Origin of the sequence: Paracoccus sp. (in: a-proteobacteria), from assembly GCF_046289755.1 — a bacterium.
Classification (GTDB): Bacteria; Pseudomonadota; Alphaproteobacteria; order Rhodobacterales; family Rhodobacteraceae; genus Paracoccus.
Genome location: NZ_JBKBVD010000005.1, coordinates 1 through 25,341, shown reverse-complemented (window position 1 = coordinate 25,341; position 25,341 = coordinate 1). Strand labels below are relative to the sequence as shown.

Sequence of the window (25,341 nt, the reverse complement as noted above, 5' to 3'; positions counted from 1 at the left end):
GAGGAATGCGGCCGGGCCGCTAAATGCCGGTGGCATTGGTATCCCTGCGGATAAAGAACCCCGTCACGGCTCTTGCCGCTGCAAGCAGGACGCGGTCGCCCGTCCGGGGGACGATGACGCGGGGCGCGGGTGACGTGTCGCTTGGATCCGTCGGCTCACCGTTGACACGAACTTCGTAATGCAGGTTCGGCCCGCTCACGAGACCTGTCGCTCCGACATCGCCGATCCGGTCGCCGGCGCCCAGCCTGACCCCACTGGTCATGCCCGGGGCAAAGCGGGACAGATGCGCATAGCGGGTGACCACGCCGCTTCCATGGTCGATGTCGATCACCCGGCCATATCCGCGCATGGTTCCGGCAAAGAGAACCTTGCCTGCTCCGGTTGCGCGGACAGGGGTGCCGATCGGTGCCGCATAGTCGACCCCTGTATGCAGCCGCTGAACACCGAGGACCGGATGCTTGCGCTTGCCGAAGACCGAGGACAGGCGTGCGCCCGGCACGGGCTGGGCACTTTGCTGCACGGGCAGGCCGTCCTTGAACAGGATGAACGGATCCTCGGGGGAGGCTGCCACCAGTTCGTAGATCGCTGTGCGCAATTCCAGCCGTGCATAGGACAGCCGCGGCTCCGCGACCATCGTCCCATCCGGCAGCACGCTTTCCTGCCAGATGAGCGCCAGGCGTTCTCCGCCCGTCAGGTCGCGGCGGAAATCAACCTCGCTGGCCAGCAACGCGCTCAGATCGACGGCAAAGCGTTCGGGCGCGTTCTGACTGATCAGCGTATCATAGAGCGATCTCTCCAGCACCAGAACCTCGCGACGATCCCGAAGCCGGGTCTCTGCCCTGATCACGGTCGCCGACAGCGGTTTGCTGAAATCGAGGATGATGTCGGTTCCATCCTCGATCAGCAGCGACAGGTGATCCAGCTTTGTCGGATCAGCCTCGGAGACAGTCCAGCTCAGGCTCTGACCGGGGCTGAGCGTTGACAGATCGAACACATCCGCGATGGCCAGCGCGGCTTCGTTGCGGGTCGCGGCTGAGATGCCTGCATGCGACAGGATCGCGTCCAGCGTGTCTCCGGGCATGACCTCATGCGTGGAAACCACGCTGCTTGCCTGCGCCGGAAGGGCGGACCCGAAAGGGGTCTGGGCGTGCAGGGGGCCGGTGAGAGCAAGAGAGCCGGCAAGTAGCAAGATTCGCAAAATCATCAGTTCAGATATCCCGTCAGGAAAACAACATCGTATCGGCCGCAGACGGCACAGCGGACGGCGGCAGGGTTCTGATTCATGGCGTCAACAGACGCCCCAGAAAAATGCCGGCAAAGGTCCCCACCAATCCGAATGCAAGCGCGTAAACGGACGCATACTGGATCATGTCCAGCCTGCGCCCTCCCAGCTTTCTTGCCCGGTATGCCCCGCGACAGGCGCCGAGCAGCGCCGCAAGGATGCTCAGCATCCGGACACAAGGTGATCAATCGGCATCGGTTCTTCTCTCTGCCCGTTGCGGCCTACGGGGACCTTTTGCGATCTCAAGCCACTAGAGGTTCAAGCCGGAATGCCCAGGGATCACGGATTTGTCAGAGAGGTCCGAGACAATCGGGACGATTCCCGGTCATGCGCGGCCCGCCGCCCGTGGCGACGAGCGAGGGCTGGCCGCCGATCCATGGCAGGCGCACAGACCCGCCGCAAAGGGCCGGAATTTATCTCTCGGGCCTGCCAGCCTTACAGACCGGAATCGTCGTGCAGGCTGTGGTCGGTGATGCAAAGCGAGTGATTGCCAAGCACTTCGATGACCCGGCAGCGCGAGATCCTGTCGCCTGCACATTCCACCACCATGCGCTCCAGCTCTGCCTTCAGGGCGGTCAGCCGGGAAAGACGGCTTTCGACCTCGGCCAGTTGCGCCCTGGCGATGGCATCGGCCCCCGCGCAGGGCTGATCGGGATTGTCCGACAGGCTGAGCAGGTCACGGATCGCCTCAAGCGAGAATCCCAGTTCCCGTGCATGGCGGATGAAGGACAGACGCTCATGTGCCTCGCGGGTGTATAGTCTTTGGTTGCCGGAACTGCGCTCGGGCTCGGGCAGAAGGCCGATCTGCTCGTAATAGCGGATCGTGGGGACCTTTACGCCGGTCGATGATCCAAGCTTGCCGATGGTCAGCATCAAGATTCTCCTTGAACCTATAGTTGCTAGAGACATTAAACATCCGAATCGATGACGGCAACTGCCCTGCTTCGGCGGAGGGGAAGATGATGACGAAACTGAGTCTGCCTGGTGAAACGACCTGCGACTGGACTGTCACCGGCATGGATTGCGGCTCTTGTGCAACAAAGGTCAGAAACGCAGTGGGTCGCCTGAAAGGCGTCAGCGGGGTCGAGGTCGGTATCATCTCGGGACGCCTGCGACTGACGCTGGACGAAACGCAGACCGGACGCGACAAGATCGAGCGGACCGTGCGCGCCTTCGGATACCAGATCGTGGCGCGCGACGCCGACGGGGCCGGGTTCAACCAGCCCGATACAGCATCCGGCGATCCACACGATCACGCACAGCACCGAAAGGCAGAACACCCGGGGCATGGCAGTCCCGGCCATGTCCATGACGATCCCGCCGACCGGGGCAAAAGCTGGTATCGGACCGGCAAGGGCCGGCTGGTGATCTTTACCGGCCTGCTGCTGGCGGCAGCCTGGATGGCAGAGCTTGTCGCGCCCCGTATCGGCGCATGGGCCTTTGTCGCCGCCTGCCTGATCGGCGTGGCGCCCGTCGCCCGCCGTGCCTTTACCGCCGCGCGTCTGGGGCAGGTCTTCACCATCGAGGGGCTGATGACCATCGCCGCCCTCGGCGCGCTTTTCATCAATGCGGCGGAGGAGGCGGCGCTGGTCGTGTTCCTGTTCGCCGTGGGCGAGGTTCTTGAGGGTGTCGCGGCAGGCAAGGCCCGTGACGGCATCCGCGCGCTGGCCGATCTGGTCCCGAAAACCGCCCTGCTGGAACAAGACGGCACCACCCGCGAGGTCGCCGCCGCCAGCCTGCAGGTCGGTCAGACCGTATTGGTCCGTCCCGGTGACCGGATCCCCGCCGATGGGCAAATTTCCGAAGGGATCTCGGGCATCGACGAGAGCCCGGTGACCGGCGAAAGCGTGCCCAGTACCCGTGGTCCGGGGGACGCGGTTTTCGCGGGTTCGATCAATACCGAAGCGGTCCTGCGCGTCACCGTCACAAAGGCGGCAGAGGACAACACCATCGCGCGGATCATCCGCCTTGTCGAAGAGGCCGAGGAGGCGCGCGCGCCAACCGAGCGGTTCATTGATCGCTTCAGCCGCTGGTATATGCCCGCCATCGTCGCGCTGTCGGCATTGGTGGTGCTGGTGCCGCCGCTCGTCTTTGGTCAGGCTTGGGACATCTGGATCTATCGCGGGCTGGCGCTGCTGCTGATCGGCTGCCCCTGCGCACTGGTCATCTCGGTTCCCGCGTCGATCGCCTCGGCGCTGTCTACGGGCGCGCGCCGGGGTCTGCTGATGAAGGGTGGCGCGGTGATCGAGGCGGCGGCCAGGGTCTCGCAGGTGGCGTTTGACAAGACCGGCACACTGACCCATGGCCGCCCGCAGGTCACCGATCTGGTGGTCTTCGGCTCCACGACCGAGGCGCAGCTGCTGGCGGTTGCCGCCGCTGTCGAACGCGGCTCCAGCCATCCGCTGGCCAAGGCCATCGGGGCACGGGCCGAGGCCGCCGGCGTCACGGCTCTGCCTGCGTACGATGCCCGTGCCCTGCCCGGCCGGGGCGTGGTGGCGACCGTCGGGGATGCGCCGGTCTGGGTGACCTCGCCCCGCCATGCATCCGGGGCCGGCGGGCTGGACGGACCCGGCCTGCATCAGGCCACCCTCTTCGAAAACGAAGGCAAGACGACCGTCGCCGTCTATCGCGAGGGGACACCTCTGGGCCTGATTGCCATGCGGGACGAACCCCGTGCCGACGCCGCCGACGCGATACGCCAGCTGACGGCGATGGGCATCTCGTCGGTGATCCTGACCGGCGATAATCCCCGCACCGCGGCCGCCATTGCCGAGGGTCTGGGCATGCAGGTCCAGGCCGACATGATGCCCGAGGACAAGCTGCAGGCGATCCGCGACATGCACGAACAGGGCGGCGTGATGATGATCGGGGATGGCATCAATGACGCCCCCGCACTCAAACAGGCCAGCATTGGCGTGGCGATGGGCTCGGGCACCGATGTGGCATTGGAGACCGCAGACGCGGCGATCCTGCGCGACCGGGTCACGGATGTGCCGGCGCAGATCCGGCTGGCCCGCGCGGCCATGGCCAATATCCGCCAGAACGTCACCATCGCGCTTGGGCTGAAGGCGGTCTTTCTGGTGACGACAGTTCTGGGGATGACCGGCCTGTGGATCGCCATTCTGGCCGATACCGGGGCGACAGTGCTGGTCACGCTGAACGCGCTGCGTCTGCTGCGGTTTGATCCCGAGCGGGAGGGCTGAGCGAATGGTGACCGGTTTTGGTGGGGCGGCGCTGGCGGTGCTCTCGGGCTATCTGCTGCTTTTCCTCTGGGGCGGCACCTTGGCGGCCCGGGCTGCGGGCAGGCCGATCTGGCTGTTCGGCCGTGCCCGGGGTCCTGACCGTTGGGCCGCGCGGGGGTTCAGGGCTGCTTTCGCACTGCCTTTTCTGGGGGCCCTGCTCTGGGGGATCTGGCCCTCGCTGCAAGAATTGGACCCGTTCCGGATCGAAGAAGGTGCCATGGCGCGTGGCCTGACCGGCATATTCCTTGCCGGGCTTGGTGCCATGCTGGCCTTTGCGGCGCAGATGTCGATGGGCAGCTCGTGGCGCGTCGGTGTTGCCGAAGGAGCGACGGGCACGCTTGTCCCGGGCGGGCTGTACCGCTTCAGCCGCAACCCGACCTTCATGGGCCAATGCCTTCTGCTGGTCGGTGTCGCCTTGGCAGTCCCGGCTGTTCCAGCGATTCTCGCGCCATTGCTTTTCTTCTGGGCGGCTTCCACGCAGGTGCGGTCAGAGGAAGCTGAACTGACGCGGGCCCTGGGTGCAGAGTATCGACGCTATCTGGAAACCGTGCCGCGCTGGATCGGCCCTGACAGACGGAATGTGCGATGAAGGCCCCCCTTACCATAGGCCTGACCGGCGTCGTCGTGCTGGTCGATCAGATCACCAAGGCCGTCGCATTGTCGCGGCTTTCGCCGGGGCAGATCCTGCCCGTCAGCCCGGGCTTCAATCTGACTCTGAGCTTCAACGAAGGCGCCAGCTTTGGCATGATGTCGGGGCTGATGGCGGGCCGGCCCTTGCTGATGGCGGCATTGACCGGGGCGCTGGCACTGATGTTCGCCTACATGGCCCTGCGCGCCAGAACCCTGCGCGAGCGGATCGGGCTTGCGCTGATCGTGGGCGGTGCGCTTGGCAATATCGTCGACCGGCTGCGGCAGGGGGCGGTCACCGATTTTCTCGATCTCTATTGGCGGGACGCGCACTGGCCCACGTTCAACGCCGCCGACATTGCGATCAGTCTTGGCGCTCTGCTGATCCTGACCGGCACGCTGCGCCCGACCATATCCAGGGGGCCTGCCAGTGACCAAAGCTGACACAGGCGGCGTCAGCCGCCACGAGCCAGCCATTTTCATGGCCTTTCTGATCGCCCTGACGGCGACGCTTGGCGCCTTGTTCATCGGCGAGGTTCTGGGACAGATGCCCTGCACCCTGTGCTGGTATCAACGCATTGCGATGTTCCCGCTGGTGCCGGTCCTGGGCCTGTCGCTGTGGCGAGGTGACGGGCTGGCGCGGGTCTATGCCCTGCCGCTGGCCGTGCCGGGACTGGTGCTGGCCGGCTGGCATTCGGGCCTTTACGCCGGCCTGATCCCGCAAGGCATCGCCCCCTGCACCAGAGACGGGCCGTCCTGCACCGATCAGGCGCAGACAATTCTGGGCCTGCCGATCCCCTTTCTGGCGCTGATCGCCTTTGCCGCGATCCTTGCCTGCCTCATGTCATCAAAAGGAAAACGCAGATGAACCGCCGCACCCTTCTGATCGGAGCCTCGGCCCTCGGGCTGGCCGCCTTTGGCGGCGGCGCAATCCTCACCACCCGTACCCGGCAGGCCGAGGCCGAGGCGCAGGCCGCCGCCGCTCCGGTGGCGGACGGGCGGGTGCTGGTGCGCGGCCACGCCCCCAGCTTTGGCCCCCCGGATGCCCCGGTCACGCTGGTCGAGTTCTTCGATCCCTCATGCGAGGCATGCCGCGCCTATCATCCTGTCGTGCAGGACATCCGCACGCAATTCCCCGATCAGGTTCGGATCGTCATGCGCTATACGGTCTTTCATCAGGGATCGGACGAGGCCGTGCGCATTCTTGAGACCGCACGCATGCAGGGCCGGTTCGAGCCGGTCCTGAACGCGCTGCTGGACCGGCAGCCGGAATGGGCGGTCCATGGCACACCCCGGATGGACCTGGCATGGCAGATCGCCGGGGCGGCCGGTCTGGACCTCGGAAAGGCGCAGACCGCGCGCCTGTCGCCCGACATTGTCGGCATTCTCAATCAGGACGCGGCCGATGTGGCGACACTGGATGTCCGCCAGACCCCGACCTTTTTTCTGGATGGCCGCCAGCTGAGGGATCTGTCATTCGATCGCCTGATCTGGGAGGTGCGCCGCGCCGTCGAGATGTCCTGAACCCCGCCCCCGCCCCTGCCCTGGCCCCCGCCCTGGCCCTAGCCCTTGTCCGCATAGGCCGCAAACAGCGCCAGCGTCCGTTCGCTGACATGGTGTTCGATGCCTTCGGCATCCCGCTCTGCCGTCTCGGCATCCAGCCCGAGGCGGATCAGGAAGCGCAGGACGATCTCGTGGCGGCGGCGGCAGTCGCGGGCCAGGGCGCGTCCCTTTTCGGTCAGAAACACGGATCTGTACCGCTCGCGGGTGATCAGCCCCTCGCGGGACAGCCGGTCCAGCGCCTTGGTCACGGTCGGCGCGCGCACCCCCAGACGTGCGGCGATGGCGACGGGCCGGGCCTCTCCGTGCTCGTGGATCAGCTCGGCGATCAGCTCGACATAATCCTCGGCCAGTTCGTTGCGCCGCGCCTCGCGCACACCCTGAAACGCCTCTGCGCGACTGGCTGAGGTCGAAGGGTCGGTCGGGGCAGCGGCAGAAGGATCATGGGTCATCGGGATAGTGTGGCACATCGCGGATTGACAGGCAAAGGCCAAGGCTAAATTGTTAGCATCAGCTAATTTTTAAAGATCATGGAAAGTTCTGACAAATGCCAACCAATGCCTGGCGCCATAAACGCGAAACGCCGTCCCTGTCCGAGGTTTTCCGCACGATTGCCGTCGCAGGCGGCGGCAAGACACGGTTCCGTCGCTTTCTGTCCTTCATCGGACCCGGCTATCTGGTTGCTGTCGGCTATATGGATCCGGGCAACTGGGCGACCTCGTTGGCCGGCGGGGCGGCCTTTGGATATACGCTGCTGTTCGTCGCGCTTTTGTCCAATATCATGGCGATCCTGCTGCAATCGCTGTGTGCCCGTCTCGCTGTGGCGTCGGGGCGGGATCTGGCGCAGGCCTGCCGCGACGCCTATCCGGGGTGGGTGTCCTTTCCGCTGTGGATCTTTGCCGAACTGGCCATTGTTGCCACCGATCTGGCCGAGGTCATCGGCACCGCCATCGGTCTGAACCTGCTGTTCGGCATTCCGCTGGAGATCGGCATCTTCATCACGGCGGGCGACGTGTTTCTGATCCTCTGGCTTCAGAACAAGGGGTTCAGATGGGTCGAGGCCTTCATCATCGGGCTGCTGGCCATCATCACCGCCTGCTTTGCCGTGCTGATCGCGCAGGCCGATCCGGTCTGGGGCGAGGTGATCGCAGGCTTTGCGCCTGATCGGCAGATTCTCGGGAATCCCGACATGCTGTATCTGGCGCTTGGGATCATCGGCGCCACGGTCATGCCGCATAACCTGTATCTGCATTCCGGGATCGTGCAGACCCGCGCCTATGGGCTGGACCTGTCGTCAAAGCGCGAAGCCCTGCGCCTTGCGACCTGGGATTCGACCATCGCCCTGATGTTCGCGCTGACCATCAACGCGTCGATCCTGATCCTTGCGGCGGCAGCCTTTCATACAGTCGGCCAGACAGACGTGGCCGAGATCGACAAGGCGCATCTGCTGCTGCAGCCTTTGCTGGGCTCATCCGTCGCGCCGGTGCTGTTCGGTCTGGCGCTGCTGTGTTCGGGCCTGAATTCCACCGTCACCGCGACGATGGCCGGACAGATCGTGATGGAGGGCTTCATCCGCTTGCGGCTGAAGCCGTGGTTGCGACGTCTGATCACCCGAGGCTTTGCGATCCTGCCCGCGACAGCGGTGATCCTGATCTATGGCAGCGAAGGCACCGGACAGCTTCTGATCCTCAGCCAGGTCGTGCTGTCCTTCCAGCTGCCCTTCGCCATCGTGCCGCTTGTCATGTTCACGGCCAGCCGCGCCAGGATGGGGGCCATGGTCTCACCCCGATGGCTGACCGGGCTTTGCGCATTGATCGCCGTCACGATCATCGTGCTGAACGTGAACCTGCTGTCGACGGTGCTGATCGGATAAGTGCTCACCATCGCGTGACCACCGGATTTTTTCCTTGAAGCTCATGTGACTAGAGGTGTTAGGCCACCAAAAAAGACAAGGGATGCGCGCGCGATGCGACTGACAGGTTTGCAAAAACGACTTTGGGCGGCGGTCGCAGCGGCACTTGTGGCGGCGACCGCCGTCGTCATATGGGCGGATCGCACCCCCCCTGTCACAGAGCAGGCCGCGTTCCGTCCGAGCTTCACGCTTCCGGATGCCGGGGGGCGTCTGCGGACCGTGGCAGAATTTCAGGGCAAGTATCTGCTGGTCTTCTTTGGTTTCACCAATTGCCCCGACATCTGCCCGACAACGCTGGCCGAGGTTGCGCAGGTGATGGACGATCTTGGGGATCAGGCCGGTCAGGTGCAGCCGCTGTTCATCTCGATCGACCCGGAGCGTGATCGCAGGCTCGGGATTGCGGACTATGCCTCGGCGTTTCATCCCACGATCCTTGGGCTGGCCGGGGATGCGGCGCAAACCCGCGCGGCGGCAGACAGTTTTCACATCTATTATGAGCGTGAAGACACGGCCACCGCACCCGACGGCTACACCATGTCTCATACATCCGGACTGTTCCTGATCGGTCCCGAGGGGGACTGGTTGCGACAGTTCACCTACGGCACCCCCGCCGACGACATCCTTGCAGACCTCCAGACAAGATTGTGAGAACCATGAAACGTCTTCTTGCCACAGCCGCCCTGATCATCGCCTCAGGCCCCGCGCTGGCCTGCGAAACCGCGACTGTCGGATCGCTTGAGATCTCGCAGGCCTGGTCCCGGGCCTCGAACGGAACGTCGCGTCCGGGCGTGGTCTATCTGACCATCCGCAATGCCGGCGCCGCCGCCGATGCGCTGACGGGCATTGCCACGCCTGTCTCGGGCATGCCGATGCTGCACCAGACGGTGATGACGCAGGGCGTGGCCTCGATGCAGCACGCGATGCAGGTTCCCGTCCCCGCAGGCGGGTCCGTGGCTTTGGCGCCGGGCGGGTACCATGCCATGCTGATGGATCTGACCGAGAGCCTGAAAGAGGGCGAGACGTTTCCCGTCACCCTGTCCTTCCGCGACGCGGGCGAGGTGACGATCCCCGTGATGGTGCAGAGCACCGGCGCGAGCGGGCCCGGCTGCGCTGACGACGGACAATGAACCGCAAAAAACTGTTGGGCGCTTGTGTCCTGATCGTGTTCGCCGTGGTCTTCATGCTGGGGGTTGGCTGGTGGCAGTCCCGTAGCAGAACGGAACAGGTGGCAGGCGTCCTGCCCCTGCCGCTGGACCAGATGTCGTTCACGCTCAGCGATCACCGCGGAAACACGGTCCGGCCCGAGGACTGGATCGGCCAGCCGACGCTGGTTTTCTTCGGCTTCACATGGTGTCCCGACATCTGCCCCACGACGCTGAGCGACATCTCGGACTGGTTGGAACAGATCGGTTCTGACGCCGACCGGCTGAACGCGGTCCTGATCTCGGTCGATCCTGCGCGCGATACGCCCGAGGTGCTGGACGATTACCTGTCGAACTTCGACCCCCGGATCATCGGGCTGACCGGCGCGCTGCCGCAGATCCGCAAAGCGGCCGATGGGTTTCGCGCGTCATTCAGGAAAGTGCCGCGCGATGACGGCGACTATACGATGGACCACACTGCCGGCGTGTTTCTATTCAATGCCGACGGAGGCTTTGCCAGCATCATTGATTATCACGAGGATCCCCGCTACGCCGTGCCCAAGATCCGTCGCGTGCTGTGCAGCGCCTCACCTCCAGCAGATGCAGACTGCCATGAGGGGGATGAACCCGCCGCTTTGTCACGCGGTCTCTGACATCGGGGAAAGCGACTGACGCGATCACCCGATGTCATTCATGCGGCAGGTCCTGCGCTTGAGGTCGGTCGCCCCGCGCGCTGGACCAGCATGACGCCAGCCAGCGCCCTGACATGCCAACCGCGACGCGCAGGGCCATTTTATCCCCCATCACCAACACTCCGATGGCCACCGACATGACCGGCATCGCCAGCGTCAGCGGCATCCCCCCGCCAGCGAGGCCGCCAGCTGGCGCGTCTCCGTCAGGGCTGACAACCCCCCGAGCGGCATCACGGAAACGAGCGAGACCCACCCTGATCAACCTGCCTGGCCCCCTGCCCCTTGACGCGCGCCAAAGCCTGACTTCGATCGCGCACTGGAGTTTGCCTCCCGGCGCGCGCAGGAAAAAGGGCCGGGAGCGCAGGCATGGCTTTGCGATCCGCAGGCGCCGTGGCAGAGGCCCACCGTCGAGAATACCAACCGGCGCATCCGGCGCTGGCTTCCGCGCGACACGGCGCTGCTGACAACGCTGGCGCGTGACTTTGTCCAGCTGTCGAAACGGATGAACACCACCCCGCGCCGATGCCTGGCCTGCCGACCTCCGGCCGAGGTCTTCCGCGAGCGCCTGGCATGAGCTCGGGGCGTGCAGCAGCTTCCGCAATGCGGAAAGGGTGTGTGGAAACTCGCCTCTTTTCGGTGAGTTATGGTGTGATTTCCGTGTTCGATGCGGAGGTTTTCATGACGCGATTTATCGAAGGTCTGGACCGCCGGCAGTCGATGTTATTGCCTGAACATCTGGACGACTATGTTGATGAGAACAGTCCGGTCCGCGCCGTTGATGCCTTTGTCGACATTCTTGATCTCGCAGCAACCGGCTTCGACGTGCTGCCTGCGCCCACCGGTCGACTAAGCTATCATCCGGGGGTGTTGCTGCGGATTTATGTATATGGTATCTGAACCAGATACAGTCATCACGGCGGCTGGAACGAGAGTGCGGCCGTAATCTGGAGCTCATCTGACTGACTGGCCGGTTGAAGCCAGACTTCAAGACAATTGCGGATTTCCGCAAAAATAACGGGCCTGCAATCCGCAAAACGTGCCGGCAGTTTGCCATACTTCGATATCTTGCTCCGACCGCGGAACATGCCGGACTGGACGGTGGCCAGATCCATGCCGCAGAACTTCAGAAACTGACGGTGATGGTGGAACCGGCGCACGTCACCCGTCTCGGCCAAGATCGTCAGAGCGTTGATCGGCCCGATGCCGGGAATGGTGTGCAGCAGTTGATAGTCAGGGCGCTCGGCCAGCAATTCGACCGCCCGATCTTCGATGGCATTGCGTTGGCGGATCAGGTTTCGCCCTTCGGCCAGCATCATGCGGAACATTCGGATGGCGTCTGAATCTGGCGATACGGGCAGCCCGGTAGACACCTTTGCCGTCTCGTAAATATCTGACAACAGGAGAGACTTCTCGACCTTGCGCCCGACCACCTGCCAAGCAGCCCTGGTGAACTCCTCCTTGGTCATGGCGCTGATCATGTGCGGAGAGGGGAACATCTCGAGAAAGGCTAGGAACCAATCCGTGCGTGAGCTGCGATGGAAACGGTCGGCTTCCGGAAAGTAGAGTGGCAGGTAATGGGTCAGGATGCGGTGCCACAGCTCGGTCTTGGTCCGCGACACGGCATCATGGGTCTTGGATAATTCCTGAATGTCGTTCGTGCCGGCCACCATCGGGTCCTGGAAGATCTGCACCGCACCGATTTGCAGCATGTGCAAAATTACCTGCGCGTCCTTGGGGTCATTCTTGTCCCAGCTGTTGTGCAGCGCCTCCCGCGTGCGGGCGAGCGCGACCGAGGATACGAGCTTCAGATCGAACCCGGCCAGGCCAAGGTGATACATCAGAACCCGATGGTAATTGCCGGTGGCCTCAAAACCGATGCGCACAGGCAGGCCGTATTCCCGCAAGATCGCGATCAAGCGCATGAAGTCATCCGTGCTGTTGGTGATCGTCAGGCGCCGGCGGCGCGTCTTGCCCGGAACGGAAATCAGCACCTCGTGCCGGTGCTTGGAAATGTCGATGCCTACCAGAACACGGGCATCCGAAGTATGCTCAACCTTGGCCATGGCCGGTCTCCTCGGTGGTGTGGTTCGCAAAACCACCATAGAGACCCGCGACCCGGTTATGGCCGCCTGCTGCGCAATTTTGGAGGCTGCGCAGGCGGCCATAACCTTCAACAGCGCGTCATTCCCAACATGCTACGGAACCGAGTTCACCTCGAACGCGATCCTGAAGTTCGTGGATGACCGCAAGTTTGACTGGCATTACATCGCACCCGGAAAGCCGACCCGAGACATGCCTTCATCGAGAGCTTCAACGGGCGTCTGCGCGATGAGCTGTTGAACGAAACCCTGTTCCCGTCCCTGCACCATGCCCGCGTCACGCTGGCCGCCTGGCGCACGGACTATAACACCGAACGCCCCCATTCGCGCCTCGGCTGGCAGACGCCTGCCGCGTTCGCCCAACCCTTCGCCCCGCAACTGGGCCCGACGCTGCGCAATCCGCAAAGCTCCGCGCCAGCCCCCGTTGCCCAACCCGCCCGAATGGACAAAGCTCAAACCCGGAGTCCCGCTCACGCTGTATAAAAGTTGGGGGCAACGTCACATGCGCTACCGGTAAAGCTTTGCCACCTGAACGTCACGGGCGACCGTTTTGTGGGAACGGCCATCCCCGGGGGCGGCCTTTGTCATTCAGCGGACCCGCCCTGCATATCAGTGCCCGCCCTGCATATCAGTGATTGTGGCGCGGCAGGTTGTCCGAGATGCGCACAAACTGATCGGCGCCCTCAATGGTGGCGCCTTCGGAAAGCTGCGTGACCGTGGCGCGATAGATCTTCTGCCAGGGCGTTGCCGAGGCGGGCGTGGCGGGGATGCCATCGGTTTTCCTGCGGGCGATTTCCGCTTCGTCCACCAGCATGTCGCAGCGGCCCTCGTTGAGGTCGATGCGGATGCGATCGCCCGTTCGCAGCCAGGCCAGCCCGCCGCCCGCCGCACTTTCGGGCGAGGCGTTCAGGATCGAGGGGCTGTCGGCCGTGCCCGACTGCCGACCGTCGCCGATGGTGGGCAGGCTGGAGATGCCCTGCCGGATCAGGCGGTCGGGCGGCTGCATATTGACCACCTCGGCCGAGCCGGGCCAGCCAAGCGGACCCGCGCCCCGGATGACCAGAATCGAATCCGCGTTGATGTCCAGCGCGGGATCGTTGATGCGGGCGTGGTAATCCCCCGAGCCGTCAAAGACAAAGGCCGTGCCTTCGAACACCCCTTCGTGGCCCGGAGCGGACAGATAGCGGGCGCGGAACGCCTGTGAAATGACGCTGGTTTTCATAATGGCAAAGTCGAACAGATTGCCGCGCAGCACCAGAAAGCCCGCGCGCGACATCATCGGCGCATCATAGGGCTTGATCACCTCGCGGTCGGTGCTTTCGCGGCCCTTGAGGTTTTCGGCCATGGTCCGGCCCGTCACGGTCGGGCAGTCGCCATCCAGCACGCCCGCCTGCAGCAATTCCCACATGACGGCGGGCACGCCGCCCGCGCGGTGAAACCGCTCTCCCAGCCATTCGCCCGCAGGCTGAACATTGGCAAGCAGGGGCACGTCATAGCCATGTGCCTGCCAGTCGCCGGGATGCAGCTCAACCCCGGCATGGCGCGCCATGGCCATCAGATGCGGCTGCGCATTGGTCGATCCGCCAATGGCCGAATTGACCCGGATCGCGTTCAGAAACGCCGCCCGCGTCAGGATCTGCGAGGGGCGGATATCCTCGCGCACCAGCTCGACCGCCCGCAACCCGGTGCGATAGGCGATCTGGCCACGTTCCCGGTAGGCGGCAGGAATGGCGGCGCAGCCGGTCAGCGACAGCCCCAGCGCCTCGGCCATCGCGTTCATCGTCGAGGCCGTGCCCATCGTGTTGCAATGCCCGATCGAGGGGGCGCTGTCCAAGGCGGTTTCCAGAAACTCGTCGCGGGTGATCTCGCCCGCGGCCAGTTTGCGGCGCGATTGCCAGATGACGGTGCCCGAGCCGACCAGCCGGCCCTCGTGCCAGCCATCCAGCATCGGGCCGCCCGACAGCACGATGGCGGGAATGTCCACCGTCGCCGCCGCCATGATCGCCGAGGGCGTGGTCTTGTCGCAGCCCGTGGTCAGCACGACCCCGTCGAACGGGTAGCCATAGAGCAGTTCGACCAGCCCCAGATAAGCCAGATTGCGGTCCAGCGCGGCGGTCGGGCGTTTGCAGTTCTCGAACAGCGGATGGCTGGGAAACTCGATCGCGATGCCGCCCGCGTCGCGGATGCCGTCGCGGACCCGCTTTGCCAGATCCAGATGGTGACGGTTGCAGGGATTGAGGTCGCTGCCCGATTGCGCGATCCCGATGATGGGCCGGCCCGAGCGCAACTCTTCCGGCGTGGTGCCGTAATTCATGAACCGCTCCAGATAGAGGGCGGTCATGTCGGCGTGATCGGGATTGTCGAACCAGTCCTGCGAGCGAAGGCGGCGTCTCGGCGTGTCGGTCATGGCCTGTCCTTGTGCGGGGGTGCGGGGTTTTGCTGTTCCAGATGCAGAAGCAGCCCGCTGTGATCGGTGTCACCATGGCCCGAGGCCACGAATTCGGTGAATTCCGCGCGCACAGCCTGTGTCAGCGGCAGGCTGAGACCCGCCGCGCGGGCCAGATCGGCGACGGCGTCCAGATCCTTCAGTTGCAGCCGCGAGGGGCCGCCGGGGGCAAAATCGCGCCGGACCATCCGTCCGCCATGCAAGTCCAGGATGCGGCTTTCAGCAAAGCCGCCGCGAATGGCGTCGCGGAAGCGGGCCGGGTCGGCGCCGCCCGCCTGAACCAGGATCATCGCCTCGGCCACCGCGCCGATGGTGACGGCCACGATCTGCTGGTTGGCCAGCTTGCAGACCTGACCGGCACCCGACGGACCGACATGGGTCAACCGTCCGAGGGGCGCCATCACATCGGCAATCCGGTCGATCACCCGGTCCTCGCCCCCGGCCATCAGCGCCAGTGTTCCCTCTTGCGCCCCGACCACGCCGCCCGAGACAGGGCAGTCGACATGGCTGATCCCCATGCCGCGCAGGCGCTGCGCATGATCGCGCGCCTGCGCGGGCGCGATCGAGGAGGTGTCGATCACCACCGCGCCGCCGGGTATCGCCGCAGCGACACCGCGTTCGAACAGCACCTGCGTGACGGCGGCACCGTCCGAAAGCATGGTAAAGACGACCCCGGCACCCGCAACGGCCTGTACCGGATCGCAGGCCAGCTTTGCGCCATCGGCCTGCAGCGCGCGGGCCTTTTCCGGGTCGCGGTTCCAGACCGTGACGGCATGGCCCGCGCCCAGCAGGCGCCGCACCATCGGCGCGCCCATCAGCCCGGTGCCCAGAAAAGCGATTGCGGTCATATCTGGCCCCCCAGCTCATCCTCGATATGCGCGCGGATGATGTCGTCGAAGCTGCCTTCGGCGGCAAAGCCAAGAGCGCGGGCGCGGGTGGCCTCGAAGCCGGGGGCCCAGCCCTCGCACATGGCCGTGATGGCGGCGTCAGGCTCGCGCCGGATCAGGGCCACGGCGGCATCGCCCGCCACGCGGCGCAGCGCCTCGATCTGTTCGGCCACGGTGGCGCTGAGGCCGGGCATCGACAGGTTGCGGCGGGGGCCGACCGCCGTCAGATCCATGCTTGCCGCGTGGATCATGAACCCCACGGCGGACCTGGGCGAGGTGTGCCAGTGCCGGATACTGTCCGGCACTGGCAGAATGGCAGGCTTGCCCACCAGCGGCTCTCGCAGAATGTTCGAGAAAAAGCCCGAGGCCGCCTTGTTGGGCGTGCCGGGGCGGATGCAGACCGTGGGCAGGCGGATGCCGATGCCGTCAAACAACCCGCGGCGGGTGTAATCGGCCAGCAGCAATTCGCAGATCGCCTTTTGCGTGCCATAGCTGGTCAGCGGCGTGGTGTGAAACTCGTCCGGGATCAGACAGGGCAGCGGCGCGCCGACCACGGCGATCGAGGACGCAAACACAACGCGCGGATGGTAGCCATCGGCCTCATGGGCCAGCCGGATCGCCTCGAACAGATCGCGCGTGCTGTCCAGATTGATTCTGTAGCCCATTGCGAAATCCGCCTCGGCCTCGCCCGAGACGATGGCGGCCAGATGAAAGATCACATCCGGGCGGGACGCGGCCAGCCGCTGACCCGCGCCCGGCGCGGACAGGTCCAGACCGAGGCAGGAAACCCGACCCGAAAACCCCTCGGGCGCCTCAGGGGGCAGGACATCAATCAGCGTGAACGCATCAATCTGCCGACCGCCAAGACCGCCATCGCGCGCCAGACGCGCCGCCACCTTGCGGCCCAGCATGCCCGCCGCGCCAGTGATCAGGATATGCATCGAGTCCCTCCCAGAATTCGAGGTGGCCTTCCGCCACGCTTGGATTAGTATGTTGGATTAGTATGATTGTCTGATAACCTGTAAACTTCAAGCCGTGAGAGAGCCGACCGATGATGAGCGGGGCGCATAGCTTTGTAACCGATGGCGAAACCGTGGTGGACCGGCAGTCCCGGATGCTGGCCCGGATGCTGGGCGCTGATCTGGTGCTGACGGGGGATGATGTGCTGCCCTATTGCCGCGACTGGCACGGGGACGTTCAGGGGGCGGCCGTTGCGGTCCTGCGCCCGCGCAGCACCACGCAGGTGCAGGATTGCGTACGCGCGGCAGTCGCGCTGGATCTTGGGATCGTGCCGCAGGGAGGCAATACCGGGCTGGTGCTGGGTGCCATGCCCGATGCGCCACAGCGCCAGGTGGTTTTGTCACTGGAACGGATGACCCGGATCCGTGAACTGGACGGCGACAATTTTTCCGCCGTGATCGAGGCGGGGGCGGTTCTGCAACAGGTCAAGGAAGCCGTCGCCGCACAAGGCCTGTTCTTTCCGCTGACGCTTGGCGCGCAGGGCTCTTGCCGGATCGGGGGCAATGTCTCGACCAATGCGGGGGGCGTGAATGTCCTGCGCTATGGCATGATGCGCGAGCTGGTGCTGGGGCTGGAGGTCGTGCTGCCCGACGGGGAGTTGTTCGACGGGTTGTCATCGCTGCGCAAGGACAATCGCGGCATCGACCTGAAACAGCTGTTCATCGGCGCCGAGGGGACGCTGGGGATCATCACCGCCGTCTCGGTCAAGCTGCTTCCGGCGCCGGATCAGGTGGCCACGGCGCTGGTGGCGCTGCCCCGGCTGGCGGATGTGATCGCGCTTTACCGTCGCGCGCGGCGTGAGTGCTGCGACCTGATGTCCGCCTTTGAATTCATGCCGCCACTGGCCTTCCGGCTTGCACGCGAGGCCAGACCCGATCTGACCCTGCCGATGGAGGCCACCCATCCGGCCTATGCCCTGATCGAGATTTCGGGCTCGGGTCTGGTCGATATTGGCAGCCTGATGCAGCGGTTTCTGGAGGGTGTCTTTGACAGCGGTCTGGCGCTGGACGGGGTGATTGCGCAATCGCAGGCGCAGGCCGCATCCCTCTGGGCGATCCGCGAGGGGATGAACGAGGGGCAGGCCCGGCGCGGGCGACATCTGCGCACCGATATCTCGGTGCCGCTGTCCCGGCTGGCCGATTTCGTGGCCGAGGCCGAGGCGGCGGTCACGGCGCAGCTGCCGGGGTGCACCTGTGTCTCCTACGGGCATGTGGGCGACGGCAATGTGCATCTGAACGTGCTGCCGGATCATGCCGGTGGCCCCGGCTCTGTTGACGCCCAGATCCTGACCGCCAAGAAGATCGTGAACGAGGTTCTGGACCGCTATGCCGGCTCGATCAGTGCCGAGCATGGTATCGGGCGTCTGAAAAAGCCCGACTTCGAGGCGCGCCTGCCCGGCGCGCAGCGAAGGATGCTGACAGCGATAAAACGCGCACTGGACCCGGCGATGACGATGAACCAAGGGTGCCAGTTCGACCCCGAGTGAAGGAGCTGAAAAATGAGCGGCGCGCCCACCCAGATCCCCCGCACCGAGCATCTGCCCGCACGTATTGCGGCCCGTTTTGCGCAGCAGATCCAGCAGGGCGAGCTGAAAGCCGGTGACAAACTGCCCACCGAGAACGCCATGTCCAAGACATTCGGCGTCAGCCGCACCGTCATCCGCGAGGCGATCGCCCAGCTGCGAAACGAAGGTATGATCGAGACGCGACAGGGTGTCGGCGCCTTTGTGATTGACCGGCCGACGCGGCATATCCGTCTGGCGGACCACGAGGATCTGGACAGCCACGCCTTCCGCGACCTGTTCCAGCTGCGCGTGCCGCTGGAAATCGAGGCGGCGGGACTGGCCGCGACCTATCACCGCCCCGACCATCTGCACCAGCTGGACGCCGCGCTTGAACGGATGCGCGTCATCGATGACACCGCGGGCGACGGCATTCTGGCCGATCTGGATTTTCACCGCACCATCGCCGCAGCCACCGGCAACGACTATTTCGGGCAGTTTCTGGGCGCCGTATCTGACCGCATTCTGCAAACCATCGTCGCATCGCGCGAGCGTATCCGGCTGGAAGAGATCGTCGCCATCGTGGATCGCGAGCATACCGAGCTGCGCGACGCCATTGCCGCCCGCGATCCGGTACGGGCCCGCGCGGCGATGCGGGCGCATATGATCAGATCGGCCGACCGGATCGCGCTGCGGCTGGAATTCTACCGCTGACAGGTCAGCTGGGGTTGCGGGCGATAATTTCTGTAGACAGGCCGCCGCGACCGCCGTTAGGGTCATGTCATCTTGTTGTCTGACATCATCAGGCGACGCGGCGTTGGGGGCGCCGCCATATCCGGGGGGACAGGATTTGACGTCACGACAGCCTTTGACCGCTGCCGCGGTTCTGCCGGTCGATGCCGAAGGCGCGACCCTTCTGGGGCGGGTCTGGTCGGACCGGCAAGGCGGGCCTTGCCCGGTGGTGCTGCGGCAGGGCCGGCTGTCTGACCTGTCGGCTGTTTCGGCCACGATGTCGGGTCTGCTTGAGCGCCCCGACCTGCATGCCGCCATCCAGGGGCAGGACCTGCCCGATCTTGGCCCGCTGGACGGGTTTCTGGAGGGCAGTGCCGGGCGGCTGCTGGCGCCGGTCGACCTGCAGGCGGTCAAGGCGGCAGGCGTTACCTTTGCCGACAGCATGCTGGAACGCGTGATTGAGGAACAGGCGCGCGGTGACAGCGCGCGGGCCGCCGAGATCCGCACCCGTCTGGCCCCGGTGATCGGCGACAGCCTGCGCGGCGTGCAGGCGGGCTCGGACAAGGCCGCCGGGGTCAAGGCGCTGCTGCAGCAGATGGACCTTTGGTCGCAATATCTGGAGGTGGGCATCGGCCCCGACGCCGAGATCTTTACCAAGGCGCAGCCCATGTCCGCCGTCGGTTGCGGCGATCTGGTGGGCATCCACCCCATCTCGGACTGGAACAACCCCGAACCCGAGGTGGTGCTGATCATCCGCTCGGACGGCACCATTCTGGGCGCCTCGCTTGGCAATGATGTGAACCTGCGCGATGTCGAGGGGCGGTCGGCCCTGCTGCTGGGCAAGGCCAAGGACAACAACGCCTCTTGCGCCATCGGGCCCTTCATCCGGCTGTTCGATGATGGCTTCACCCAGAGCGATCTGGAACAGGTGACCGTCTCACTGCGGGTCGAGGGGCAGGACGGGTTCGTGATGACCGGCGAAAGCCCGATGGCCGCGATCAGCCGAAGCCCCTCGGATCTTGCGGGCCAGTTGCTGAACCGCTCGCATCAATATCCCGACGGCGCGGTTCTGTTCCTTGGCACCATGTTCGCCCCGGTCAAGGACCGTCGCGGCGCGGGGCAGGGCTTTACCCACGAACCGGGCGACCGGGTCGAGATCGCCTCGCCCCGGCTTGGACGGCTGGTGAACTGGGTCGAGCGGACCGACCGCTGCCCGGAATGGCGCTTTGGCACGGTCGCGCTGATGCGCAACCTTGTGGCACGCGGCCTTGGCGAGAGGATCTGAGGATGTCGCGGTTCTCGCGGGTCTTTTTCCGCTTCCTTGACCTGCTGCTGGCGCTGCTGCTGGGGGCGATGGCGCTGATGGTCTTTGTCAATGTGCTCATGCGCTATTTGCTGAATTCCGGTCTGCCCCTGTCGGATGAGCTGTCGCGCTTTGCCTTTGTCTGGCTGACATTCATCGGCGCGGTCGTGGTCTATCATCACCGCCAGCATATGGGGATGGAAACGGTCGTGGCGCAGTTCGGCCCGCGCGGACGGCGGGTGCTGATGGGCATGTCCGACATGATGATCCTGGGCTGCGCGGGGGTGCTGACGCATGGCACATGGAAGCAGCTGCCGATCAATGCCTCGATGAGCGCGCCGGTCTCGGGCGTGTCGATGGCATGGGTCTATGGCATCGGGTTGTTCACCGGCACGGGCATCATCCTGATCACGCTGGAGCGTCTGGTCCGGCTGGTCACGGGCCGGATCACCGAAGCCGAAATCCGCGGTTTCGGCGGTGAGATGGATGACCTCTATGGCAGCCCTGCCGCAGAAAAGGTCAAGGCGGGGGATCGCGCGGAATGACCCTTCTGGTCTTTATTGTCTCGCTTCTGGGGGCCATGGCGCTTGGCGTGCCGGTCGCTTTCGCGCTGATCTTCTGCGGCGTGATCCTGATGTCCTTCATGGGCATGTTCAACACTCAGATCATCGCGCAGAACATGCTGATCGGCGCGGATACGTTCACGCTGCTGGCGATCCCCTTCTTTATTCTGGCGGGCGAGCTGATGAACGCGGGCGGGTTGTCCAAGCGCATTATCGAATTCGCCATCACCTGCGTGGGCCATATCCGGGGCGGGCTGGGGCTGGTCGCGATCATCGCCGCCGTGATCATGGCTTCTATCTCGGGCTCGGCTGCTGCCGATACGGCGGCGCTGGCGGCGATCCTGATCCCGATGATGGCGCGGGCGGGCTATAACGTGCCGCGCTCTGCCGGGTTGATCGCGGCGGGGGGGGTGATTGCGCCGGTCATCCCGCCCTCGATGGCCTTCATCATCTTTGGCGTGGCGGCCAATGTGTCGATCAGCCAGCTGTTCATGGCAGGCATCGTGCCGGGGCTTATAATGGCGCTGTCGCTGGTCGTCACCTGGATGATCGTGGCGGGCCGCGACAACGTTCAGACGCTGCCGCGCGCGCCATGGACCGACCGCCGCCGCGCGATCGGCCGCGCCGCCTGGGCGCTTGGCATGCCGGTCATCATCCTGGGCGGTATTCGCATGGGCATCGTCACGCCCACCGAGGCCGCCGTCATCGCCGCATTCTATGCGCTGTTCGTGGGCATGGTGGTGTATCGCGAACTCAAGCCGCGCGATCTGGTGCATGTGCTGATTTCGGCCGGGCGGACCACGGCGGCGATCATGTTTCTGGTCTGTGCGGCGCTTGTGTCGGCCTGGCTGATCACGGCGGCCAATATTCCCAACGAGATTGCGGGCTATATCGCGCCGCTGATCGAGAACCCCAAGCTGCTGATGCTGGTCATCATGCTGCTGATCCTTGTCGTCGGCACGGCACTGGACCTGACGCCGACGATCCTGATCCTGACGCCGGTGCTGATGCCCATCATCGCCAAGGCCGGGATCGACCCGGTCTATTTCGGGGTCATGTTCATCATGAACTGCTGCATCGGGTTGCTGACGCCGCCGGTGGGGGTGGTGCTGAACGTGGTCAGCGGCGTGGGCCGGGTACCGCTTGGAAAGGTGATCCGCGGCGTCTGGCCGTTCCTGATCGCACAGATTCTGGTGATCCTGCTGCTGGTGGCATTCCCCGGCATCGTGATCGTGCCGGCACGCTGGTTCTACTGACGTCATATTTCCACGGGAGGAAACCATGAGACAATCCATACTGAAAACCGCGCTGTGCCTGACCACGGCCATCGCCGTTGCAGGCCCCGCCTTCGCCCAGTTCAGCGAACGCACATTCCGCGTGTCGAACGGCATCAACGAGGATCATCCCGTCGCCACCGGCATGGCCGCGATGCAGGAATGTCTGGACGAGGCAACCGGCGGCGCGATGAAGATGCAGGGCTATTGGGGCGGTGCGCTTGGCGGCGACCTGCAGGCCACGCAGGCCGTGCGCTCGGGTCTGCAAGAGGCGGTCGTGACCTCATCCTCGCCGCTGGTCGGCATGGTGCCCGCGCTCGGCGTCTTTGATCTGCCCTTCCTGTTCCGCACCCCGGAAGAGGCCTATGCCGTCATGGATGGCGAATTCGGCGACATGCTGAACGAAAAGCTGGACGCGGTCGGGCTGGTCAATCTGGCCTATTGGGAAAACGGCTTCCGCAATATGTCGAACTCGCAGCGCCCCATCGAGACATGGGAGGATTTTCAGGGGATGAAGGTCCGCGTCATGCAGAACAACATCTTCCTCGACACGTTCTCGAACTTTGGCGCGAATGCCACGCCCATGTCCTTTGGTGAGGTGTTCTCGGCGCTGGAGACGCGGGCCATCGACGCGCAGGAAAACCCCTATGTCACCATCGACACCTCGAAATTCTACGAGGTGCAGTCCTATCTGTCCGAGACGCGGCATGCCTATACGCCGTTTCTGTTCCTGTTCTCGAAGGCGATCCTGAACAGCTATTCCGCCGAGGAACAGCAGGCGCTGCGTGACTGCGCCATCGTCGGTCGCGATGTCGAACGCGAGGCCATTCAGGAACTGAACCTGCAATCGCTGGCCCGGATGGAAGAGGCGGGGCTTGCCTTCAACACCCTGACGCCCGCAGCCCAGGAAGAGATGCTGGAAAAATCGCAGGTCGTCTATGACACCCACCGCGCCGCCATCGGCGAGGATGTCGTCGATCAGGTCCAGCAGATCCTGGCCGAACTGCGCAGCCAGTAATCTTTCGTGCAGGGCGCGCGCGTACAGTGTCGCGCGCTCCTTTCCATCACGGGACCGGGACATGAGAACAGGGATGACCGGCAATATGGCCGGGGCGCTGCTGATGCTGCTGGGCATGGCGGCATTTGCGGCGAATGACGCCATCGGCAAATGGCTGGTGGCCGATTACGGTGTCGCGCAGGTGATCCTGCTGCGCTCGCTTGCGGCGGGGCTGATGATGGCGCCGCTGCTGTTGCGGGGTGGCCGCGTGGTCGCGCGGATCAGATCGGCCCCGCGCCCGCGCCTGCAGGCGCTGCGCGCCGTCTGTGCCACGGCCGAGGTGTTCTGCTTCTACCTTGCGGTGTCCTATATGCCGCTGGCCGATGTCATGGCCTTCTGGATGGCCGCACCGATCTATGTCGTCGCAATCTCTCCGTTCCTGCTGGGTGAGCGTGTGGGCGCGCGGACATGGGTCGCGGTTGCGATGGGCTTTGCGGGAGTGCTGATCCTGTTGGCGCCCTCATTGCAGATCTCGGGCGCGGGGGCGGTTTTTGCGCTGTTGGGGACCGTGGCCTTTGCCGCGATCATGGTGCTGGGCCGCTCTCTGCGCGAGACACCCGACCGCGATCTGGTCCTGTTCCAGCTGGTGGCGGCGGCGCTGGCCGGGCTGGCTCTGGCCCCGTTCGACTGGCAGCCGCTGCAATCGGGTGGCGATCTGGCGCTGCTGTTCCTGCTGGGCGTTGTGGCGACGGCGGCCCATATGCTGGTCACCCGCGCGCTGAAACTGGCCGATGCCTCAGTGGTGGCGCCGCTGCAATACTCGCTGCTGGTCTGGGGCGCAGTCCTTGGTTTTCTGGTCTTTGGCGACATTCCGGCACCGGCGATGCTGCTGGGGGCGGCGCTGATCGTGGGGTCGGGTCTGATCGTCCTGCGCCGTTCGGCAAAGGCCACCGATCCCGCCCCGCTTGCCCCGCAGGCTGCGTCGCAACCCTGACGTGACGCGGGGCCGGAGGTGTCCGGCCTCTTTATCCGGGGCGTTCGTCCCTTTGGCCGGTATGAGATCCGCGGGTTGGGTTCAAACCATCAGAACGAACTCAAGGCTCTCCATATGACACTGATTGTTGGGTGTCATTCAGAACTGACCCAGCATTGTCACCGAGATCTGACCCGCCCGGTCGTTATGCATGCTGGTACATGATGTGGTCGATGCAGCTGTCTCCTTCCGTTTCTTTTTCGCTGTCTCGGAGCTTGCCTTGAAGCGGTAGCTGTCGTTGCCGGTCTCGATGATGTGGCAGCGATGGGTGAAGCGCTCGGCCAGCGCCGTCGTCATCTTGGCATCACCGAAGGCGCTCGAGGATGGGGTGAAACAGCCCCTGCTGCTCAACGATCCGCGCCAGCCCTTCGGCCCACATAGGGTCAAGATCGCGTGCGCGGTCTGTGCCCACGGCAATTGATGCCAGCGGGATCTCAATAATGTTCGACATGTGATGCCCGATGCTGGTGATTGATTTCCCGGATTTCGCTCCGGGTCAGGCTTGGTCGGCTGAGTTGGGCGCCGTCTGGCGCACGATCTCGATCTGTTGCAACGCCAGCGCCGTCAGCAGCGGAAAGCCGATGACCACGCCGAGCGCGACGATGGCCAGCGGCGCCAGGTCGTGACGCCGGGGCCGCGCCTGCCGCCAGATCAGCAATGCGCTGCATCCCAGGGCCGCCGCGATGACGGCACGGGCCGAGGTCAGGAACAGCGGCGAAAACCCCTCGACCGCCACCCGCGTCGCGGGCAGCGAGCCGCTGAAGATGATCACCCCGATCAGGCCGCTGCCCCAGCCCTTATGTGCAGATTGCATGTCGTCCCCTTCGGTTTCCGCGCAATCTGGACGAAAGCCTCTGGCCCGGACAGGGACGAAACCCCTACAATCTGAACAGACTGTATTGATGACAGAACCCACACGGCTGGTGCCCATGACCAAGGCGACCCTGACGACACAGGTGATGCAGACGATCCGCCAGCAGATCGCCACGGGGCAGGTGCTGCCGGGCGAACGGCTGCCCTCGATCCGGG

23 protein-coding genes and 4 pseudogenes are annotated in these 25,341 nt (G+C 64.7%); 18 read left to right on the top strand and 9 right to left on the bottom strand.

Going from position 1 to position 25,341, the window contains the following annotated elements:
- Positions 1–19: 19 nt before the first annotated feature.
- Entirely contained in the window at positions 20–1,204 is a 1,185-nt protein-coding gene (locus tag ACK41U_RS02795) for a M23 family metallopeptidase (RefSeq protein WP_409675613.1), read from the bottom strand.
- Between the two features lie 513 nt (positions 1,205–1,717).
- Complete coding sequence (locus tag ACK41U_RS02790) at positions 1,718–2,155, bottom strand: MerR family transcriptional regulator (RefSeq protein WP_409675611.1); 438 nt, start codon at positions 2,153–2,155, stop codon at positions 1,718–1,720.
- Between the two features lie 89 nt (positions 2,156–2,244).
- On the opposite strand from ACK41U_RS02790, the gene ACK41U_RS02785 reads away from it, so the two are divergent.
- From ACK41U_RS02785 to ACK41U_RS02765, 5 genes are read left to right on the top strand one after another with little or no spacing between them, the layout of a single operon-like run.
- On the top strand, positions 2,245–4,485 hold the full coding sequence (locus tag ACK41U_RS02785; protein WP_409675608.1) for a heavy metal translocating P-type ATPase: 2,241 nt from the start codon (positions 2,245–2,247) through the stop codon (positions 4,483–4,485).
- A gap of 4 nt (positions 4,486–4,489) precedes the next feature.
- Positions 4,490–5,113: a methyltransferase family protein gene (locus ACK41U_RS02780; RefSeq protein WP_409675605.1), complete on the top strand. Its 624-nt coding sequence runs from the start codon at positions 4,490–4,492 to the stop codon at positions 5,111–5,113.
- Entirely contained in the window at positions 5,110–5,595 is a 486-nt protein-coding gene (gene lspA, locus ACK41U_RS02775) for a signal peptidase II (RefSeq protein ID WP_409675602.1), read from the top strand. Before ACK41U_RS02780 ends, lspA begins: the two co-directional genes overlap by 4 nt.
- 37 nt (positions 5,596–5,632) lie before the next feature.
- Complete coding sequence (locus ACK41U_RS02770) at positions 5,633–6,019, top strand: disulfide bond formation protein B (protein ID WP_409675881.1); 387 nt, start codon at positions 5,633–5,635, stop codon at positions 6,017–6,019.
- A complete protein-coding gene (locus ACK41U_RS02765) occupies positions 6,016–6,675 on the top strand; it encodes a DsbA family protein (protein WP_409675598.1) in 660 nt (219 codons plus the stop codon). Before ACK41U_RS02770 ends, ACK41U_RS02765 begins: the two co-directional genes overlap by 4 nt.
- A gap of 38 nt (positions 6,676–6,713) precedes the next feature.
- Here the strand turns inward: ACK41U_RS02765 and mntR are convergent, their stop codons facing one another.
- Positions 6,714–7,163: a manganese-binding transcriptional regulator MntR gene (mntR, locus tag ACK41U_RS02760; protein WP_409675595.1), complete on the bottom strand. Its 450-nt coding sequence runs from the start codon at positions 7,161–7,163 to the stop codon at positions 6,714–6,716.
- A gap of 95 nt (positions 7,164–7,258) precedes the next feature.
- On the opposite strand from mntR, the gene ACK41U_RS02755 reads away from it, so the two are divergent.
- The 5 genes and pseudogenes from ACK41U_RS02755 to ACK41U_RS02735 form a co-directional block, all read left to right on the top strand.
- Complete coding sequence (locus ACK41U_RS02755) at positions 7,259–8,584, top strand: Nramp family divalent metal transporter (RefSeq protein ID WP_409675592.1); 1,326 nt, start codon at positions 7,259–7,261, stop codon at positions 8,582–8,584.
- A 147-nt stretch (positions 8,585–8,731) separates the two neighbouring features.
- Positions 8,732–9,271, top strand: coding sequence for an SCO family protein (locus ACK41U_RS02750; protein WP_409675878.1), 540 nt, complete (start codon positions 8,732–8,734; stop codon positions 9,269–9,271).
- A gap of 5 nt (positions 9,272–9,276) precedes the next feature.
- Positions 9,277–9,750: a copper chaperone PCu(A)C gene (locus ACK41U_RS02745; protein ID WP_409675589.1), complete on the top strand. Its 474-nt coding sequence runs from the start codon at positions 9,277–9,279 to the stop codon at positions 9,748–9,750.
- Positions 9,747–10,418 carry an SCO family protein gene (locus ACK41U_RS02740; RefSeq protein ID WP_409675586.1) on the top strand — a complete coding sequence of 224 codons (672 nt, stop codon included), beginning with the start codon at positions 9,747–9,749 and terminating at the stop codon, positions 10,416–10,418. The genes ACK41U_RS02745 and ACK41U_RS02740 overlap by 4 nt, the downstream gene beginning before the upstream one ends.
- A 717-nt stretch (positions 10,419–11,135) precedes the next feature.
- Positions 11,136–11,515, top strand: a pseudogene (locus tag ACK41U_RS02735) (transposase); the annotation flags it as partial.
- On the opposite strand, the pseudogene ACK41U_RS02730 reads toward ACK41U_RS02735, so the two are convergent.
- Positions 11,492–12,520: pseudogene (locus ACK41U_RS02730) on the bottom strand (IS110 family transposase); the annotation flags it as partial. The pseudogenes ACK41U_RS02735 and ACK41U_RS02730 sit on opposite strands and share 24 nt — an antisense overlap.
- A 136-nt stretch (positions 12,521–12,656) precedes the next feature.
- On the opposite strand from ACK41U_RS02730, the pseudogene ACK41U_RS02725 reads away from it, so the two are divergent.
- Positions 12,657–13,039 (top strand): annotated as a pseudogene (locus tag ACK41U_RS02725) (integrase core domain-containing protein); the annotation flags it as partial.
- A gap of 145 nt (positions 13,040–13,184) precedes the next feature.
- Here the strand turns inward: ACK41U_RS02725 and ACK41U_RS02720 are convergent.
- The 3 genes from ACK41U_RS02720 to denD are packed head-to-tail and all read right to left on the bottom strand — an operon-like array spanning position 13,185 to position 16,830.
- Complete coding sequence (locus tag ACK41U_RS02720) at positions 13,185–14,963, bottom strand: IlvD/Edd family dehydratase (RefSeq protein WP_409675583.1); 1,779 nt, start codon at positions 14,961–14,963, stop codon at positions 13,185–13,187.
- A complete protein-coding gene (locus ACK41U_RS02715) occupies positions 14,960–15,850 on the bottom strand; it encodes an NAD(P)-dependent oxidoreductase (RefSeq protein WP_409675580.1) in 891 nt (296 codons plus the stop codon). The genes ACK41U_RS02720 and ACK41U_RS02715 overlap by 4 nt, the downstream gene beginning before the upstream one ends.
- Positions 15,847–16,830: a D-erythronate dehydrogenase gene (denD, locus tag ACK41U_RS02710; protein ID WP_409675577.1), complete on the bottom strand. Its 984-nt coding sequence runs from the start codon at positions 16,828–16,830 to the stop codon at positions 15,847–15,849. Before denD ends, ACK41U_RS02715 begins: the two co-directional genes overlap by 4 nt.
- Positions 16,831–16,943: 113 nt before the next feature.
- Between denD and ACK41U_RS02705 the strand changes: the two genes are divergently transcribed.
- From ACK41U_RS02705 to ACK41U_RS02675, 7 genes are all read left to right on the top strand, one after another.
- Positions 16,944–18,395 carry an FAD-binding oxidoreductase gene (locus tag ACK41U_RS02705; RefSeq protein WP_409675574.1) on the top strand — a complete coding sequence of 484 codons (1,452 nt, stop codon included), beginning with the start codon at positions 16,944–16,946 and terminating at the stop codon, positions 18,393–18,395.
- Between the two features lie 12 nt (positions 18,396–18,407).
- Positions 18,408–19,124 carry a FadR/GntR family transcriptional regulator gene (locus ACK41U_RS02700; protein WP_409675571.1) on the top strand — a complete coding sequence of 239 codons (717 nt, stop codon included), beginning with the start codon at positions 18,408–18,410 and terminating at the stop codon, positions 19,122–19,124.
- Between the two features lie 154 nt (positions 19,125–19,278).
- Positions 19,279–20,427, top strand: coding sequence for a fumarylacetoacetate hydrolase family protein (locus ACK41U_RS02695; RefSeq protein ID WP_409675568.1), 1,149 nt, complete (start codon positions 19,279–19,281; stop codon positions 20,425–20,427).
- A gap of 2 nt (positions 20,428–20,429) precedes the next feature.
- Positions 20,430–20,990, top strand: a complete 561-nt coding sequence (locus tag ACK41U_RS02690) for a TRAP transporter small permease (RefSeq protein ID WP_409675565.1) — start codon at positions 20,430–20,432, stop codon at positions 20,988–20,990.
- A complete protein-coding gene (locus tag ACK41U_RS02685) occupies positions 20,987–22,264 on the top strand; it encodes a TRAP transporter large permease (RefSeq protein WP_409675562.1) in 1,278 nt (425 codons plus the stop codon). Before ACK41U_RS02690 ends, ACK41U_RS02685 begins: the two co-directional genes overlap by 4 nt.
- 25 nt (positions 22,265–22,289) lie before the next feature.
- The gene (locus ACK41U_RS02680; protein ID WP_409675559.1) at positions 22,290–23,300 is read left to right on the top strand and encodes a DctP family TRAP transporter solute-binding subunit; all 1,011 of its coding nucleotides are present in this window, start codon (positions 22,290–22,292) and stop codon (positions 23,298–23,300) included.
- Positions 23,301–23,361: 61 nt separating this feature from the next.
- Complete coding sequence (locus ACK41U_RS02675; protein ID WP_409675556.1) at positions 23,362–24,273, top strand: DMT family transporter; 912 nt, start codon at positions 23,362–23,364, stop codon at positions 24,271–24,273.
- A gap of 138 nt (positions 24,274–24,411) precedes the next feature.
- Here the strand turns inward: ACK41U_RS02675 and ACK41U_RS02670 are convergent.
- A pseudogene (locus ACK41U_RS02670) lies at positions 24,412–24,645 on the bottom strand (ATP-binding protein); the annotation flags it as partial.
- Positions 24,646–24,808: 163 nt separating this feature from the next.
- The gene (locus ACK41U_RS02665; RefSeq protein ID WP_409675553.1) at positions 24,809–25,126 is read right to left on the bottom strand and encodes an EamA family transporter; all 318 of its coding nucleotides are present in this window, start codon (positions 25,124–25,126) and stop codon (positions 24,809–24,811) included.
- Positions 25,127–25,341 lie beyond the last annotated feature (215 nt).